13 protein-coding genes are annotated in these 16794 nt (G+C 54.0%); 4 read left to right on the top strand and 9 right to left on the bottom strand.

What is annotated here, in order from left to right; genetic code table 11:
• Nucleotides 1–66 precede the first annotated feature (66 nt).
• From ACYVBJ_RS20675 to ACYVBJ_RS20660, 4 genes are all read right to left on the bottom strand, one after another.
• Nucleotides 67–3198: an efflux RND transporter permease subunit gene (locus tag ACYVBJ_RS20675; protein WP_460984206.1), complete on the bottom strand. Its 3132-nt coding sequence runs from the start codon at nt 3196–3198 to the stop codon at nt 67–69.
• A 100-nt stretch (nt 3199–3298) separates the two neighbouring features.
• Nucleotides 3299–4354, bottom strand: coding sequence for an efflux RND transporter periplasmic adaptor subunit (locus ACYVBJ_RS20670; RefSeq protein ID WP_460984205.1), 1056 nt, complete (start codon nt 4352–4354; stop codon nt 3299–3301).
• 23 nt (nt 4355–4377) lie between these two features.
• Nucleotides 4378–5715 (bottom strand): TolC family protein, encoded by a 1338-nt coding sequence (locus ACYVBJ_RS20665; RefSeq protein ID WP_460984204.1) that lies wholly within the window; start codon nt 5713–5715, stop codon nt 4378–4380.
• A gap of 59 nt (nt 5716–5774) precedes the next feature.
• Nucleotides 5775–6251 (bottom strand): MarR family winged helix-turn-helix transcriptional regulator, encoded by a 477-nt coding sequence (locus ACYVBJ_RS20660; protein ID WP_460979705.1) that lies wholly within the window; start codon nt 6249–6251, stop codon nt 5775–5777.
• A 182-nt stretch (nt 6252–6433) separates the two neighbouring features.
• On the opposite strand from ACYVBJ_RS20660, the gene ACYVBJ_RS20655 reads away from it, so the two are divergent.
• A complete protein-coding gene (locus ACYVBJ_RS20655; RefSeq protein WP_460984203.1) occupies nt 6434–7858 on the top strand; it encodes a glycoside hydrolase family 30 protein in 1425 nt (474 codons plus the stop codon).
• Nucleotides 7859–7991: 133 nt separating this feature from the next.
• Here the strand turns inward: ACYVBJ_RS20655 and ACYVBJ_RS20650 are convergent, their stop codons facing one another.
• From ACYVBJ_RS20650 to ACYVBJ_RS20635, 4 genes are all read right to left on the bottom strand, one after another.
• A complete protein-coding gene (locus tag ACYVBJ_RS20650) occupies nt 7992–9056 on the bottom strand; it encodes a peptidoglycan DD-metalloendopeptidase family protein (RefSeq protein WP_460984202.1) in 1065 nt (354 codons plus the stop codon).
• An 86-nt stretch (nt 9057–9142) separates the two neighbouring features.
• Entirely contained in the window at nt 9143–10099 is a 957-nt protein-coding gene (gene trxB, locus ACYVBJ_RS20645) for a thioredoxin-disulfide reductase (RefSeq protein WP_460984201.1), read from the bottom strand.
• A gap of 258 nt (nt 10100–10357) precedes the next feature.
• A complete protein-coding gene (locus ACYVBJ_RS20640) occupies nt 10358–12349 on the bottom strand; it encodes an OmpA family protein (protein WP_460984200.1) in 1992 nt (663 codons plus the stop codon).
• The gene (locus ACYVBJ_RS20635) at nt 12304–12939 is read right to left on the bottom strand and encodes a 7-carboxy-7-deazaguanine synthase QueE (RefSeq protein WP_460984199.1); all 636 of its coding nucleotides are present in this window, start codon (nt 12937–12939) and stop codon (nt 12304–12306) included. The genes ACYVBJ_RS20640 and ACYVBJ_RS20635 overlap by 46 nt, the downstream gene beginning before the upstream one ends.
• A 184-nt stretch (nt 12940–13123) precedes the next feature.
• Here ACYVBJ_RS20635 and ACYVBJ_RS20630 point away from each other — a divergent pair, with 184 nt between their 5' ends.
• Nucleotides 13124–14797 (top strand): MFS transporter, encoded by a 1674-nt coding sequence (locus ACYVBJ_RS20630; RefSeq protein WP_460984198.1) that lies wholly within the window; start codon nt 13124–13126, stop codon nt 14795–14797.
• A gap of 59 nt (nt 14798–14856) precedes the next feature.
• Here ACYVBJ_RS20630 and ACYVBJ_RS20625 read toward each other — a convergent pair whose 3' ends face one another.
• Nucleotides 14857–15564 (bottom strand): head GIN domain-containing protein, encoded by a 708-nt coding sequence (locus tag ACYVBJ_RS20625; RefSeq protein ID WP_460984197.1) that lies wholly within the window; start codon nt 15562–15564, stop codon nt 14857–14859.
• A gap of 305 nt (nt 15565–15869) precedes the next feature.
• Here ACYVBJ_RS20625 and ACYVBJ_RS20620 point away from each other — a divergent pair, with 305 nt between their 5' ends.
• Complete coding sequence (locus tag ACYVBJ_RS20620) at nt 15870–16088, top strand: hypothetical protein (protein ID WP_460984196.1); 219 nt, start codon at nt 15870–15872, stop codon at nt 16086–16088.
• A 100-nt stretch (nt 16089–16188) separates the two neighbouring features.
• Nucleotides 16189–16731: a DUF4833 domain-containing protein gene (locus ACYVBJ_RS20615; RefSeq protein WP_460984195.1), complete on the top strand. Its 543-nt coding sequence runs from the start codon at nt 16189–16191 to the stop codon at nt 16729–16731.
• Nucleotides 16732–16794: the final 63 nt, after the last annotated feature.

The raw sequence follows: 16794 nt of genomic DNA, 5'->3' as shown, positions 1-16794 counted from the left end.
TACTAGCTACAGAAGATCCCTCCTTTGGTCAGGATGACAAAAAGATGAGGAAAAATAGACGAGACTCTAACCGATTGCTTTCGCGACTTCGAGTTCCTGTGGTTTCTTCGGCCTTACCTTCTTGCGGGTGAAGCGGGTGATGAGCCGGTCAACGACCAGATACATCGACGGTACCACCAACAGTGTCAGGACCATCGACGAAGTCAGACCACCGATAATTACCCAGGCCATGCCGTTTTTGGTTTCAGCACCGGCACCGCTGGCCAAAGCGATCGGCAGCATCCCCAAAATCATAGCCAGCGTCGTCATCAGAATTGGGCGGAGCCGTTCCTTGCCGGCCTCGATCAAGGCGTCGATGACGTCGTGCCCTTCGGCTTTCAACTGGTTGGCAAAGTCAACGATCAGAATCGCGTTCTTGGCTACCAGACCCAGCAGCATGATCATTCCTACGATCGAGAATACCGTCAGGCTTTCCATCGTCAGCGCCAGGGCCAGCAAAGCACCAATCAACGCGACCGGAATCGAGAACAAGACCACAAACGGATACACAATGCTTTCGTACAGGGCCACCATGATGAAGTACACCAGCAGAATGGCGATCAGTAACGCGAGTCCCAGGCTACCGAACGCATCGGATTGCTGCTGCAACTGGCCCAGGTACTGAATCGAAACGCCTTCGGGCAGTTTTACCTGCGCCATCTTCGCCTGAATGTCAGCCCCTACCGTACCCACCGGGCGACCAACCACCTGCGAATTAATCGTGATGGACGACAGCCGGTCGATCCGTTCCAGCACGCTTTCGCCGATCTGCTCCTGTACCTTGGCAAACTGCGACAGCTCAAACATTTGCCCTTTGTTGTTCATGAACGTAAGGCGGCTGATATCCGTCGGCTGCATCCGGTCGAACTGATCCAGACTCACCAGAATGTCGTACTCGTTACCGCCCTGCTTGAACTTCGACTGGTCATTGCCGCGGAAGGCGTTCTGTAAGGCCATACCAACTTCGGCCGCGTTGATGCCCAACTGGGCCATCTTTTCCCGGTCGAGGTTAACCGTCACTTCGGGCTTCGGATCTTTCACCGAATATTTCACGTCCTGCGTGCCCGGCACGGAAGTCGTTACTTGTTTCACCTGCTCAGCGGCTTTCCGGATGTCGGCCAGGTTCGTACCTTTTACCGCGATCATGATCGGTGCCTGCGATGCGCCCACGATACCAACCGGACTGACCGTTACTTTTACGCCTGGAATCCGACCGACTTCTTCTTTAAGCATCTGACCAAAGGCTTCCGTCGAAAGGGTGCGCTGTTTTTTGTCAACCAGCTTCACGTTCACGTCAGCGAGGTTACTGTTGGACGCCGTTGCCAGCCCGTTGCTGCTGTAGCCCACATTCGTGAATACGTTGGTCACTTCGGGGTGCTTCATGATGATCTGCTCGGCCCGTTGCGCTACGGTGTTGGTCTGGTAGATCGAAGCCGTGGGAGCCAGCTCAATCTGCACGCTCATTTCACCCTGATCACTTTGCGGCATAAACGCTGCCCCAATGAAACCGGATGGTACGAGAGCGATGCTGCCCACCATCAAGGCGATGACCGCCAGGAATATCCACCGTTTGTGCCCCAATACCCAGGCCAGAATACGGCCGTAATAAGCGGTCAGACGGTCGAGGAAGCGCTCGAAGCCCAGGTTCAGGCTACCCCACAGCGATTTGGGATTCAGGACTTCCACCTTTCCGAAACGCGACGCCAGCAACGGAGTCAAGGTAAACGACACGAGTAAGCTCATCAGGGTTGAGAACACAACCACCAAGGCGAACTCCCGCAGAATGTTACCAATCAGCCCGCCGGTCATGGCCAGCGGTACGAATACCACTACGTCGACCAGCGTAATCGCCAGCGCCGTAAAGCCGATTTCGCTCCGACCGTCCAGGGCGGCTGACCGCTTGTCTTTGCCCATCTCCAGGTGTCGGTTGATGTTTTCGAGGACCACAATCGAGTCATCGACCAGGATACCAACCACCAGCGAAAGAGCCATCAGGGTCATCAGGTTCAGCGAAAAGCCCATCAGGTACATCAAGGCAAACGTCGGAATCATCGACGAAGGCAGGGCCACCAGTACAAACAGAGCCGACCGGAAACTGTGCAGGAACAACAACATCACCAGCGACACGATCACCACGGCGAGTCCCATATCTTCAACCACCGCGTGGGCCGAAGCCAGCGTATAGACGGACTGGTCGGAGGCAATGTTGAATTTCAGACCTACATTGCTGAACTGCTTTTCCAGCTGGGTAATCTTGGTCTGCGCGAGCTGGCTAACCGATACCGCATTCGCGTCCGACTGCTTCTGAATCTGCAAACCAATCGACGGCTGGGCGTTGATGTGGTTGATGGCCGTCGGCTTGGTGCTGGCGTCAACCACTTCGGCTACGTCTTTGAGCAGTACCTGGCTGCCATCGGTCCGCTGGGCAATAATCAGATCCCGCAGGCGCTTTACCGTTTGTACCGACGCATCGAACCGGATCGAGTACTGAGCCTCGCGCGTTTCCAGCTGACCAGCCGGGTAGCTGGCGTTTGCCGAGTTGATGGCCTGCGACACCTGGCCGATTGTAACGCCATAGCCCCGCAGCTTTTCGGGATTTACGTTTACCTGGATTTCCCGCTCATTCCCACCGATGATGTTAACCTGGCCAACTCCGGATACGTTCGACAGCTGGGGTTTGATGTTGTTGTCGATCAGGTCATAAAGGGCCGTCGGCGACAGATTGGCCGTAACCCCCATCCGTAATACGGGAATTTCGTCGGTCGAAAATTTATTCAGAATGGGCCGATCCGCACCGTCGGGCAGGAGGTTGATAATCTGCTCGATCTTACGTTGGGCATCCTGCTGAGCCAGAGTTGTGTTCACCCCATTCTTCAACTGAATGATTACACTCGATACGCCTTCCTGCGAGGTTGAGGTCATGCGGTCGAGGCCTTCCAGCGCCGAAATCGCGTCCTCAATCCGTTTCGTTACGTTGGTTTCTACCTCGTCGGCCGAAGCGCCCCGGTACGTGGTCATGACGCTGATCACGTTGGCTTCGAACTTAGGCAACAGGTTGTAGGACAATTGCTGATAACTCAACGCGCCGAACAAAATCAGAACGGTGAAGATCGTGGTGACCAGCAGGGGCCGTTTAACCGCTATTTCAGATACTGACATAGTTGTAATTAATGAGTGAAAGAGCGAATGAGTGAAAGGGCGTCAATAATGAGCGACTTAGTACGTTGCCCGCGCCGTTATGCATTCACTCGTTCGCTGTTTATTTTGTGATTTGCACCGGCTTGCCATCGCTCAGGTTCAACTGACCGGTTGTTACGACCTGGTCACCCGCCGACAGCCCTTCAAGCACTTCAATCGAATCGCCAAAATCCCGGCCTACTTTAATCGTGCGCCGAGTGGCTGCGTTGCCGTTGATGACATATACGTACGGATTCTTGATGCTTTCGACCAGCGCAGCCCGCGGAATCTGCAAGGCTTTCTGGTTCGACTTCTGCGAGAAATCGACGTTAACGAACGTACCGGCTTTCAGACCATTGGCGTTGTCGACCGTGATCTCAACCGGATAATTATGCTCTTCGCTGCCTTGCGGGGCGATGTAGGTGATGCGTCCATTGTACGTCCGGCCCGGAAACACGTCGGCGCTTACTTTCACCGACTGGCCTTCGCGCAGCTGATACACGTCGCTTTCGTTGACCGGTACCTGCACTTTCAGGCGGGCAACATCCAGCACGCGGCCCAGTACCTTACCCACCGTAATGTATTCGCCGGGCTCGATATCTTTCTGCACGATCCGGCCGCCAATGGGCGCTTTTACGTTAGCGTCGGCGATCTGCTTTCTGATCTGATCGGCCTGATTCAGAGCGCTCTCGTAGTTGTACTTCGTTTCGTTTACCTGAAGCTCCGTCGTTGCGTTACCCGCCAGCAGGGTGTTGTACCGCGTTACGTCTTTTCTGAGCTTGTCGATCGTCAGCTGAGTCGATTCCAGCGACAGTTCCTTCAGTCGGTTGTCCAGCTTCACCAACGTAGCACCCGGCCGTACGGTCGAACCCAGGTTGAAGTTTACCGACGCTACCTTACCAGCCGTGGTGGCAATAATGTCTGCTTCTTTATAGGGAATCAGGTTGCCGGTTTTAACGAGCTGCCGGCTCACCGTGCCCTCCGAAACCTGAGCAACGGTTACCGGTATAGCCACGTTTGCTTTAACGACCGGTTTCTTCTGCTCATCAATTTTTTTCTTGTTAGACGACAATCGGAAGCCAATCAGAGACGTGATGGCTAGTATGGCTGCGACGACGATTAGCGTTGTCTTTTTCATGATCTAGTATGCGGTTGTATTGATCAAAGTTTGTTGTAGAACGTAAGAAGTTGCCCCTGCGATTGTTCAAGATCAAGGCGGGCCTGGTACAGATTAATCAGGGAGTTGATGTAATTTGTTCGGGCTTCGCGATAGGAGTTATCCGCGTTGATCAGGTCCGTGAGCAGCTTCGTTCCCTGCTTGTATTGTAAGGTGGTGATGTTATACACTTCCTGCGCCAGCCTGACGTTACGTTCGTCGTTTTGCAGACTGGTCTGCGCCCGCTGGATCTGCGACTGAGCACTGTTGAACTGAAGCCGGTAGGCCGACACATTCAGCTTCTGCTGCTCCTGTTGGGTCAGCAGCGTGAGTCGCTGTTGCTTGGCCTGGGCGTCGCGCTGAAACCCGTCGAAAATAGGAATGCTCAGACGGAGACCGAAGCTGCCGAAGCCGACGAAGTTGCTGAATAGCCTGTCGATGGTTTGCGCCCCCAGGTTCACCGTACCGTAATTTGCGGTCAGGCTAAGTGTGGGCAGGTAGCCCGCCTTGATACGTTGCAGCTGCAAGTCTTGCAGAACGATGTTGGTTTCGGCCTGTTGAAACGAAACCAGATTTTTCGGGTCGAAATTGCCTTGCTCCACCGTCGGCAGCTTCGTCAGCAGGGTTGAATCCGACAATACCAGATTCTGATCCTGCGTCATGCCCATCTGGTACTTCAGGCGGTTCATGGCCAGGTTCAGATCGTTTTCGGCCAGGGCCAGCTGCGACTGCGTACTGTTGTAGCTCACCTCCGTCCGCGTATAATCGACCGGCTGAATAACGCCGTTGTCGCGCTGGAGCTTCAGAATGTTCAAGACCTGCTGCGTTCGTTCGAGGTTGTCGCGGAGTAACCCGATCTGCTGCTGCGCCACAAACACCTGATAGTAGTTGCTGGCGATATTGTAAATTACGTCTTCCTGCGTCTGACGCGTATTAAGCGCAGCTAATTGCTGGTTAGGCTTATTCGCTTTGATGCCCAGCAGAAGAGACTTGTCGAACAGCGTCTGAGATGCCTGGGCGGTCAGGTTGGTCTGATACTTCTGACCAATGATAAACACCCGTGGCTCCGGACCAAACACCCCGGCCGGAATGACGCTCTGCTGAAGCTTGACGTTGTCCGTTGACGTACCCGTAGCCGATACCTGCGGCAGGTACAAGCCTAACGCCTGGCGCGCCTGCTGATTCGCCGTTTCGACCTGGTTCTGCGCAATCCGGATCGAGCCAAAATTCTTGAGGCCATAGTCAATGCAGTCCTTCAACCGAAACGCAGACGGGGCCTGAGCCCAGCTTGCTAGTGGTAAGGTAAGTGCAAAAAATAAGCCTAGTGCAATTTTACGTTTCATAAATGCAAAAGTTGATGTATCAACTGTAGACGTATCAACTAGTTGATTAAAAAAATAGATTACTTGTCAATGAGGTCCGCGATTTTACGTAACGTCTTCAGAAATGACGTTAGTTCCTCGGCGGTCAGGTGGCTGGTTACTTGTTTATCAATGGTTTCGGCAGTTTCAATGGCTTTCTCAATGACCAGTTTTCCGGCTGGTGTCAACTGAATCAGATTCTTTCGGCGATCTACACTATCGGCGACAATTTTCAGGTACCCGTCGCGCTCCATGGTTCGTATAGAGCGCTGAATACCCGATTTATCTTTTTGGAGCATATTGGCGATCTCCTGTTGCGACAACACATCGTCACCCGAAAAATAGATGACAAAGAGTATCGGGAATTGCTCAATCTGCAGCGAAAAGCCGGCTTTCGATAATTCGCGATTGGACTGACGACCCATCAGATGGCCTACGTGGCTGATCATAAAGATGGACAATCGGCCCATTCGCTCCGAAAACTTTTGCTGTATTTTCGATCCTTTATCTCCAATCATGGTGCAAATGTATAACACTGTTGATATATCAACTAATTTTACTGATGAAAAGTTTTCATCCCGGAAATATAATAGAAGCCATACGAGGGCTTAAGCTAATTGAAAACCATGTTAGTCAATACCTTACTGAACATCAGCGCAGATTCACGTAGTATTGAGCTAAATTTTAATGCTGGCCGAAAATGAGATTCCCCGCTATCCGTTTATACGTACTGGCCGCCCTGGCTTTACTGGTGTTCAATGCGCAGTGCCGCCGAAGTCTGAACCACTCGGCTGGTACAAAAGCCGTTGAGATTTGGCTAACTAATCCTGATAGATCGGCTTTATTCGAGAAGCAACCGGCTGCGCTGGCTTTTTCGCCCACCACTCCCCAACCACTAACCCTGGATGTGGATGACTCACAAACGTTTCAGTTGATTGATGGCTTTGGCTATACCCTGACGGGCGGCAGTGCCATGCTTATGCACCGCATGGAGGCCCAGCCAAGAGCCCAGTTGCTGCGTGAGTTGTTTGCCACGGAAGGCCGGGCAATTGGGGTTAGTTACCTGCGAGTGAGTATCGGTGCTTCGGACCTGGATGGGCGTGTATTTTCTTACAACGACCTTCCCGAGGGGCAGACGGACCCTACGTTGAGCAAGTTCAGCCTTGATCCCGACCGGACGCATCTGATTCCTGTACTCAAAGAGATTTTAGCCATTAACCCGGCCATTAAGATTCTGGGTTCGCCCTGGTCACCGCCGACCTGGATGAAAACGAATGGTCAGTCGAAAGGCGGGAGCCTGAAGCCCGAGTTTTACGAGGCTTATGCGCAGTATTTCGTGAAATATATTCAGGCTATGAAAGCCGAAGGCATCCACATCGACGCCGTTACGATTCAGAATGAACCGCTGCATCCTGGCAATAACCCAAGCCTTCTGATGCTGCCCGAACAGCAGGCCGAATTCATCAAAAAGAGTCTGGGACCAGCGTTCAGGGCCGCTGGGATTGATACCAAAATCCTGCTGTATGATCACAACGCGGACCGGCCCGACTATCCGATTTCGATCTTAAACGATCCGGAGGCCAGGCAATACGTAGACGGTTCGGCCTTTCATCTGTACGGTGGCTCGGTCGACGCCTTAACGCAAGTGCACAATGCTTTCCCGGAGAAGAATATTTACTTCACCGAGCAATGGATCGGTGCGCCGGGAAACTGGAAAGGTGATCTGAACTGGCACGTCAGAACGCTCATCATCGGCGCTACGCGTAACTGGAGCCGCACGGTACTGGAGTGGAACGTAGCCGCCGACCCGAAGCTGCAACCGCATACCGAAGGTGGGTGTGACCAGTGCCTGGGAGCCCTTACCATTGATGGAAACACCGTAACAAGGAACCCCGGCTATTACGTGATTGCGGTGGCTTCTAAATTCGTTCGTCCCGGTTCCGTTCGGATTGTTTCAACTGCGTCTGAGTCGCTGCCCAACGTAGCGTTCAGTACGCCAGGTGGCAAGCGGGTGCTGATTGTCCTCAACAACGGTTCGGCCAGTCAGTCGTTTAGCATCCGGTATAAAGGGAACGTAGTAAATACGTCGCTGCCGGAAGGAGCCGTTGGTACGTATGTCTGGTAGCCTAACGCATGCAGTAACTGTTTGTTAATACGTACACTGCAACGGCCGACTGTCTCTAACCCGAAGGTATCGAAGACAGTCGGCCGTTGCTTTGCCTAAAAGGCAGATAAGCAGGAGCTGTTCTGAACGAAACTTAATTGACCCGTAACTTTTGACCGGGTCTGATTCTTGACCGGGACGACAGATGATTTTTGCGCGTCAGGGCCGAAACCGACATACCGTATCGACTGGCGATCGAACTCAGCGTTTCGCCCGACCGAACCCGGTGCAATACCGTGCGCTTAAAGCGGGGTCTGCTCACCACATCGGATGAACGCCCGCCCCGGAGGTAGTCCCAAACGCTGCCCGTCAGCAGAAAATGATCGGAGTTGATCGTATTCGCCGGAAAGGTATAGATAGTCAGCGGACTAAAGGGATTGCCTTCGTAACGGGTTTCGAAGTGAAGGTGTGCGCCATAACTACGGCCCGTGTTGCCACCTAAACCAAGCTGGTCCCCCGCCTTCACTAACTGATTCGTCTCAACCGTTTGCTTCGACATATGGCCGTACAGGGTTTCGAGGCCGTTGTAGTGCCGAACCAGTACGTAGCGACCGTAGCCGTTTCCGTCCCAGCCCACAACCCGGACAATACCATCAAAGGCCGAGTATACCGGGTCGCCGGTTTCCAGGTCAAGGTCAGTACCCGTATGCCAGCGCCCCCACCGATACCCGAAATTCGAGGTCATTTTGCCTTCATTCAGCGGTGCCGACCAGTAGCGGTTGGCTGGCGGATCGTACAGCTTGATGTCGATGGCTTCGTTAAATTCTAAGGGGTTAATGTTGTAAGGGTCGATGTGGCGGGAGTCCCAAACGGCGTAATAATCGGCAATCTTGACCCATTCGTTACCAACCAGCACGGAGTCAATGACTTCTACTACGCTGGTTTCGCCCTGGTCGATCATACTGGTGTCTTCGCTGACGACCGGGTTTAATTCTTTTTTAGGCTCAAACTGGCTGTTGAAGCGAAGCTGAGTAGTTTCCTGATCAAACTGGTCATCCGCTTTTCGAGGCTGTTCAATGACCGTGGCATTGGGATTTGACTGATTTTTGGGCGTAATGCGCAGGTTATTCTTGAATCGCCCGCGCTCCTGAGCCTGGGCCGTTACGGTAATGCACAGGCACCCAATGGCCAGCAGCCATCGTGTAGCGGTTTCTCTCATCGTATATTGAAATGGCCGGTACACCGTAATGGCCGGCCAGATCGTATCCAGCCATGAAATACGGTGTACTACCCATTGGTTTTTAGTTAATGAACAAGCTCCTGATCCTGCATCTCCAGGGTGACCAGATAACGCTCGGCGTCAAGGGCGGCCATACAGCCCGTGCCGGCTGCCGTAATGGCCTGACGATAGATGTTATCCTGGGCGTCTCCGCAGGCAAAAACGCCGGGTATATTGGTCCGGGTACTGCCTTTCTCGGTCAGAATGTAGCCATGCTCATCGAGGTCGAGGTAGTTCCGGAAAATGTCGGTATTGGGTTTGTGGCCAATGGCTACGAAAAAGCCGGTCACGTTTAAAACAGTCTCTTCGCCGGTTACGCTATTCTTCACCAGCACGCCCGAAACCTCTTCGTCACCCATGACCTCCAGCGTTTCGGTATTGTAAAGAATTTCGATGTTTGGAGCGGTTTTGACGCGCTGCTGCATGAACCGCGACGCCCGCATTTCATTCCGACGCACGAGCATATACACCTTCCGGCAAAGGTTGGCCAGATAACTGGCTTCTTCGGCGGCTGTATCGCCCGCGCCAACAATAGCCACATCCTGGCCCCGGAAAAAGAATCCATCGCAAACGGCACAGGCGGATACGCCCCGTCCGTTCAACCGCATTTCCGACGGTAAACCAAGCCATTTGGCCGAAGCGCCCGTCGAAATAATGACACTGTCAGCCGTTATTTCATGCTTTTCGTCGACGATGGCGCGGTGCGGGTGACCCGAAAAATCAACGCTGGTCACCATACCGTACCGTACGTCTGTGCCGAATCGACGCGCCTGGTTCTCTAAATCCTGCATCATCTGGGGACCCTGAACACCGTCGGGATAACCAGGGAAATTGTCGACCTCAGTCGTGATGGTTAATTGTCCGCCGGGTTGAGCACCCTGATAAAGAACGGGCTGCATGTTCGCCCGGGCTGCATAGATAGCCGCTGTATAGCCAGCGGGGCCGGAGCCGATAATCAGGCACTTTACGTGTTCAGAAGTCATTGCGATAGGCGCGATGTTGTCTTAAAACTGAATAGATAGACTCGGTATAACCGTGAATCCATTCGAACAACATACACAAAATTGAAAAAAATCCCGTAGGAAAGCAAAGAATGGGTTTACTGAACAAAGGCAGCCATTCATCGCTCCTGGTCATTCACTGGTCCTGATCACAGAGTCATTTGCTGTCCTTACCAGCACAAAAACAGGTACTGAACAGCAGATGAGACTAATGACGAATAAACAACGCATGCCCGGTGATTATAGCACCCGCCACTCTATTCGCCGGTTCAGCCGTCGATTCTCTTCGGTTGTGTTCGGTGCAATTGGTCGGGTTTTTCCGTACCCCACCGCCCGGATCCGTTTGGCGTCAATGCCTGCCTGCGTCAGGTACGCGACAACGGCCTGCGCCCGCTTCTGCGACAGGGTCAGGTTGGCCGCTGCATCGCCCTTGTCGTCGGTATGACCGGCAATTTCAACGCTAACCCCCGGATTTGTTTGCAGGAACGCCGACAGCCGGTCGAGCTCAGTCCGTGATTTGTCGGCCAGATCGTACCGGCCCGATTCGAAGAACAGATTGTTCAGCGTTTCTTTCGCGGCCGACCCGGTTGTGACTGGCTCCAGTGGAACGCTCAGCGACATGCCGTCTCCTTTGGTTTTCTGCGTAAAATCAAACGAAAGGCTTTTGAATAAATACCCCGGTACGCTTACGTAAAGCGCATACTCACCCCCGCTGGGCAGAACGGCTGTATATTGACCTGTCTGGGCATCGGCCTGTACGCGCGATACGACCTGATTCGTCTTTAAATCGATCAGTTCAACCGTAGCGTTTAGGGGCTTTTTTGTTTTGGCATCGGCAATGACGCCTTTCAGGTAGCTGACCGATTTGATCCGTTCGCGGAGCGATTCGGGTAGATCAAATGTATATAGCCTCGACTTCTGCGAAACCCCATCTTTCTGCTCTTCGTAGGAATAATAGGCGCGGGTGCCATTAGCCGCCACAAATAATGACGCCTGGTCTTCCGACGTATTGATTGGATAGCCCAGGTTAGTCGGTTCTGACCAGGTGCCCGATGGACCCGTATCGCTCACAAACAGGTCGTACCCTCCCATACCGACGTGCCCCTCCGAGGCAAAAAACAGGCTCTGTCCATTGGCGTGGATGAACGGTGAGGCTTCGTTGAACGCGGTGTTGACGGGAGCGCCTATGTTAACCGGGTCGGCCCAACTGCCATCCGTGGTTAAGTCACTGCGCCAGATGTCGCGCCGACCTTTACCCCCCGGACGATCGGACACGAAATACAACCGACGCCCATCGGCCGACAGGGACGGCTGCGATTCGTAGTAGCGCGTATTGACGATTGGCCCTAAATTTTCGGGGGCCGACCAGTCGGGCCCCGTTTTCCGGCTTAAATACAGATCGCAGCTGCCAAATCCTTTACGTCCCTGGCAGGCTGTAAACACCAGCGTGCGCCCATCGGCCGACAGGCTCGCCGTGCCTTCGTTGTCGGGCGTATTGATATTGGGCGATAAAGAGGTTGGAGGAGACCAGGTTTCGCCGTTAAACGTGGCCGTCATCAGATCTTCGTCGCCTTCGGGTTTCAAGGCTGTAAACACCAGCGTTTGTTCATCGGCCGTCAGGACCGGAAAGTATTGCGACGGGGTGGTCTGCAAGACCGACGAAAGCGGCTTGGGGTCGACGGTCTGGGGACGCTGGAGAGCCTCCTGCCCAAAGCGGGCCGTTTCGAGCTGGCGACCAACGCGCTGCGCCTGCGCCGACTGGGGCGCAAACATCGTCTGAAACTTTTCGAGATACGGAATGGCCTCGCTGTAGCGGCCCAGCCGCAGCAGCGTATTGCTCAGCGACTGATAAGCCGCCCCGGAAGCGGCATTATCGGGCTGGAGTTTGATGGCATTTCGGTACGCGGCTATGGCGGGCTCGAACCGTTTGGTAAACTCATACAACTGCCCCAGTTTGAGGTAGGCATCCGAAAAGTCAGGATCGAGCTTAACCGCCTGTTCCATGAACGGAATTGCTTCGTTCGCCTTGCGTTCGCCGAACAGTTTGATCGACTGGGCGTAGAGTTCTTTGGCTTTTGCGTTTTGTGCAAAGGAAGAAAGGGAAGAAAGGAGTAAGGGGAAGAACGGGATAATGAGCCATCGGCAAACCCCCTTTTTCCATCTTCCCAGTCCGTCTTTTTTCCCTTCTACGGTATATCCAGATATTTGTGTGTCTGCAACGAAATTTGCCATTGCGGATGGTCTTTTACATACTCAACGATGCGAGGAAGCATTTCATTGGAACGACCCCACTCGGTTTGCAAAAAGAGTTTGCAACCGGGCCGCAGATCAGGAACAAACGATTCGGCAAAGGCAAAATCCGACGCGTTGTAGATGATTACTTTGAGCTCATCGGCTTTGTCGAAAATAGCTGGATTCGGCTTTTTGAATTTCTTCGGAGAAAAGCAGATCCAGTCCCACGAGCCGGTCACGCGCTGGCACACGCCCGACGTTTCGATGTTGGTTTGAAAACCCGCTGCGTGCAGGGAGGCCGTCAGATCAGTGAGGTCGTGCATAAGCGGTTCGCCACCGGTAACAACGGCCATCCGTCCGGGGTACCGTAACGCGCCTTCTACGATGGTATCAAGGGGAAGCTTTGGATGTGCATCGGCATCCCACGACTCTTTTACGTCGCACCAGTGGCAGCCAACATCGCAGCCGCCGAGTCGGATGAAGTAAGCCGCTTTGCCCGTGTGGGCCCCCTCCCCCTGCAACGTATAAAACGCTTCCATAACGGGTAAGGTGTGAGTCATTACTAAAGGTTGTTCCTGTTCTAAACGCATAGACAAAGATACGCAAGCTTCGGCGGAATGGCTATGCGTATCGCCTGCTCGGCTACGTTCCCGCAAAAGGAGGAAGCGGGTGTATACACGAAACGAATCCAAACGTTCGGCTGGTTTTGGCGGTTATCTGAAAGGAATCCAACCTGCTGCTGGCTTGATTCTGTAAAATTGCTGACGACCGAGTATGAGTGCTGTAACTAGTGATGTGCTTACTGATAAGCCGCCAACGATCTGGCAGGCCTTTCAGGTGGGTATGTTTCGGGCGATCTGGATTGCCGCCTTTGTGTCGAATATCGGGACCTGGATGCAGAACACGGCTGGGGTATGGCTCATTACCACGTTGTCCGATTCGGCGGTGCTGGTGGCCCTGATGCAAACGGCAACCAGTTTGCCCGTCTTTCTGCTCAGCGTACCCGCCGGGGTGATCGCGGATCTGCTGGACCGGCGCAAACTGTTGCTGATCACGCAGTTGTTTATGGCGGTGGCCGCTTCTATTCTGGCAATTACAACGCTGATGGGGTTATCGACGAGCGTATCCGTGCTGTTCCTGACGTTTCTGCTGGGTATCGGAGCGGCTTTTAATGCACCCGCCTGGCAAACAGTAGCGTCGGAGATGGTACCACGGAATTTACTGCCCGCTGCGCTGACGCTCAACGGCGTGAGCATCAATGCCGCCCGGGCGGTTGGTCCGGCGCTGGGGGGACTAATTATCGCTCACTATTCACCGGGCTACGTTTTTCTGCTTAATAGCTTATCGTTTCTGGGTACCTGCTGGGTGCTGTATCAATGGAAGCGAACGGATACCCCATCGAACCTGCCGAGCGAGAATTTTGTGAGTGCGCTCCGCGCTGGCATTCGGTACGTTCAGTTTTCGCCGTCGATTCACGCCATCATGATTCGGGCTTCGGCCTTTACATTCGGTGGTAGTGCCTTGTGGGCCTTGCTGTCGCTGGTGATCGCGCGAAAGTTTCACCTCGATGCGAGTGCCTACGGGGCCATGCTTTCCTGCCTGGGCGCTGGGGCGGTGACCGGGGCGCTGCTTATGGATCCTATTCGGCAGTTGCTGTCGACCAACAAACGGATCATTGTCGGCCTGATTGGGTTTTCGATGGCTACGGTAGCACTGGGCTTATTGCCCTCCATTACGTTCCTTTATCCCATGATGTACGTAGCGGGCGTCAGTTGGCTGCTGACCCTTACGAGTTTTAACGTATCGGTGCAATTGCACCTGCCGAAGTGGGTGCAGGCCCGGGTGCTCAGCATTTACCTGCTGGTGTTTCAGGGCGGAATGGCCTTCGGGAGCCTGGTGTGGGGGAGCGTGGCCAGTCGGTTCAGCCTGGAGACCGCTTTACTGATGGCCGCGGCCTGGCTGCTGGTCAGTACGCTGCTGGTCTTCCCATTCCCGATCCGGCAGAGCGAACGCCTGAATCTCTCGCCCGCTAACCCTTGGGCTGACCCCGACGATCACGCTCAGGTGAGCCCCAACGAAGGGCCGGTAATTGTTATGATCGAATATCGGATTGATCCGGCCATGTTGTCCAGCTTTCTGAGGGCGGTTGAGCAGTTGAAACGCATCCGGCTGCGCGACGGGGCGCTTCGGGTGGGGGTGTTTACAGATATTGCCCAGCCCGCCCGGCAGGTCGAGTTTTTCATGGTCGCGTCGTGGGCGGAACACCTCCGCCAGCATCAGCGGTTTACGCAGGAAGACGTGGCGATTGAACGGATGGTCAAGCAATTCCACTTGGGCCCGAACCCACCGCTGGTTACGCACTTTGTGGCCCAGACCGATCGGATTGATAACCCACTGGCTCCACCCGCTGCCGCTCCAAGTGCCGCTACCCTCGAAGGCCAGCAATAAAGCCCTATTCACAGAACAGGGCTTCTTCACTTGATAAACAACGAGTCGAGCCCGGCTGATTAATCGGGTTGCACCTTGCTGGCTCCACTTACGTGCTGTTGAACCGTTGGATTACCCCGGTAACGCACAACGCTGGCTCCACTGGCGTTGACTACCAGCGATGATCCTACGCTCAGGCTGGCTTTGCTGGCCCCCGATGCTTCAACGTCTGCCCGTTGCGCGGGGTAATTAAACGCATCCAGATTTGAAGCACCTGACAGGTCGGCCTGCAACGTCTCACTCTCTCCATCTACGCGCAGCACCGAAGCCCCCGAAAGGCGCATGGTGGTCCGGGCGGCTTCAATGTCAAAATTCCCTTTTGAGGCACCGGTCAGCTCAATATCGAGCTGGTCGAGGTTCGAGAACCCCCGGATGGTCGATTGGCTGGCCCCCGAGAACGATACGCCCCGTAATGTGGGCATGGTAATGGTAAAGCTGGTGCCGTATTTGCGGTTGCGGTTGTTTCGATACTGAGCAATCAACGTACTGTTGCGTACATAAACATCGAGATCGTCGAGATTACGCCGGTCACCGTTCGCGATGATGTTGAACGTAGTGCCGGGTACAACCGTAATGGTGAAGGCGCTTCCCATATCCAGGCGGTTGAAGTTGGTCAGGGCATACGTTTGCTGACCGTCCTGGTACGGGCCAACGTCTTCGCGAATGCAGGACGTCAGGGCGAAAAAGAGAAGCGATAAGCTGGCTAAATACGAAAAAAAGCGGTTCATGATTTTGCGTGATTGGATTACTGGTTACTACTCAATTCAGGCTGAGATTCGGCGGGTAAACACCAGCTTCTAATCGCTCAGCAGGATAAAGACAGCTCGTTGTGCGCTTCCCCCTACATGCTGCGCAAAAAAAAATGTGACTATTGCGCGGGCCTCAGTTCAGGCGGCTGGGCAGGTGACGCTGCTGCTAGGTCGGCGGAAACGTTTGTCGGAAGGGCATTGAAAACTTTTTGGCTACCGGATAGGGGGAGGAGCTGTAGCGGTTGTCATACGGCTGTTAAACAACAGTAAACACCATTGAAATCATGCAGTCATACAACCTGAACGTAACCGTCCAGTCAGCCTCATCCACCACCAGGCCATCTGCCTATGCACGGCAATCACCGATTGATATTCCCCCAACCAGTCCATCCGATCAGTTGGAACGCAGCGCCATCGAGCGGTCGGTTTTAGGAGTGCCCGTGTCTTCGTCCTCAGCCTGTGCTACGTGCCGCCTGGCGCATTGTGCTAAACGCATGAGCTAAGGTCAATTTTGTCTCCTTTCCGAATTATTCATCCACGCGTAAAAAGCGGAAGGGCCCGCTATTGCCCAAACCGCAGCGTACAAGTAAACCGACAGCGATTATGAACCTGAAATCAGTAATTTTTTTGGCCGTGCTAACCGGCTTTTTCGTACAGGGCCATTCGCCGGCTCAGGCCCGCGAACCGGCTTTTCCAACGCCCCCAGGTTCTCAGCAGCGGTTATTCTACATCCAGCGCAGCAAAGACGCCAACACGATTGTGTATGACGCCAATCTGACAACCGACGGGCGGCTGAATGCCCGAAAACCTGTGACGGTCTACTGGATTCGTTACGCGGATAAAGGGCAGCGCGAAGACCTTACTCTGTTTCAGTGGCAAATGGCCTACGGCTATAAACATCGCCAGTCGGCAGCCGAGGGGTACGATATATGCCTGAATGCGTTTCGAAAACGCCCCATTAACGTAGTGTACAGCCAGGGTAAGCCGATGGCCTTTACCTCCATCAACGGGCGGAGCGCTCATCTTCAGAAAGTATTCGTGCAGGTCGACCCGGAGTCTGGCGTGATCCCGCGGGTTCAGTTCATCGATATGTATGGCATCGACCCCCAGCGGGGTACGCCGGTTCACGAACGGATTACTTTATAACACTCTCGCATACACCATAACGCGCCTGTAGAACTGGTCTGACGGGCCGGGCCGTGGCGGCTT

It is taken from the genome of Spirosoma fluminis, assembly GCF_054778895.1.
This window is presented reverse-complemented; position numbering and strand designations above follow the sequence as displayed.

Coding starts and splice junctions, on each gene's coding strand:
- ACYVBJ_RS20630 (WP_460984198.1), top strand. CDS start 13,124: ATGAGTGCTGTAACTAGTGATGTGCTTACTGATAAGCCGCCAACGATC.
- ACYVBJ_RS20620 (WP_460984196.1), top strand. CDS start 15,870: ATGCAGTCATACAACCTGAACGTAACCGTCCAGTCAGCCTCATCCACC.
- ACYVBJ_RS20655 (WP_460984203.1), top strand. CDS start 6,434: ATGAGATTCCCCGCTATCCGTTTATACGTACTGGCCGCCCTGGCTTTA.
- ACYVBJ_RS20675 (WP_460984206.1), bottom strand. CDS start 3,198: ATGTCAGTATCTGAAATAGCGGTTAAACGGCCCCTGCTGGTCACCACG.
- ACYVBJ_RS20635 (WP_460984199.1), bottom strand. CDS start 12,939: ATGCGTTTAGAACAGGAACAACCTTTAGTAATGACTCACACCTTACCC.
- ACYVBJ_RS20670 (WP_460984205.1), bottom strand. CDS start 4,354: ATGAAAAAGACAACGCTAATCGTCGTCGCAGCCATACTAGCCATCACG.
- ACYVBJ_RS20660 (WP_460979705.1), bottom strand. CDS start 6,251: ATGATTGGAGATAAAGGATCGAAAATACAGCAAAAGTTTTCGGAGCGA.
- ACYVBJ_RS20650 (WP_460984202.1), bottom strand. CDS start 9,056: ATGAGAGAAACCGCTACACGATGGCTGCTGGCCATTGGGTGCCTGTGC.
- ACYVBJ_RS20625 (WP_460984197.1), bottom strand. CDS start 15,564: ATGAACCGCTTTTTTTCGTATTTAGCCAGCTTATCGCTTCTCTTTTTC.
- ACYVBJ_RS20640 (WP_460984200.1), bottom strand. CDS start 12,349: ATGGCAAATTTCGTTGCAGACACACAAATATCTGGATATACCGTAGAA.
- trxB (WP_460984201.1), bottom strand. CDS start 10,099: ATGACTTCTGAACACGTAAAGTGCCTGATTATCGGCTCCGGCCCCGCT.
- ACYVBJ_RS20665 (WP_460984204.1), bottom strand. CDS start 5,715: ATGAAACGTAAAATTGCACTAGGCTTATTTTTTGCACTTACCTTACCA.
- ACYVBJ_RS20615 (WP_460984195.1), top strand. CDS start 16,189: ATGAACCTGAAATCAGTAATTTTTTTGGCCGTGCTAACCGGCTTTTTC.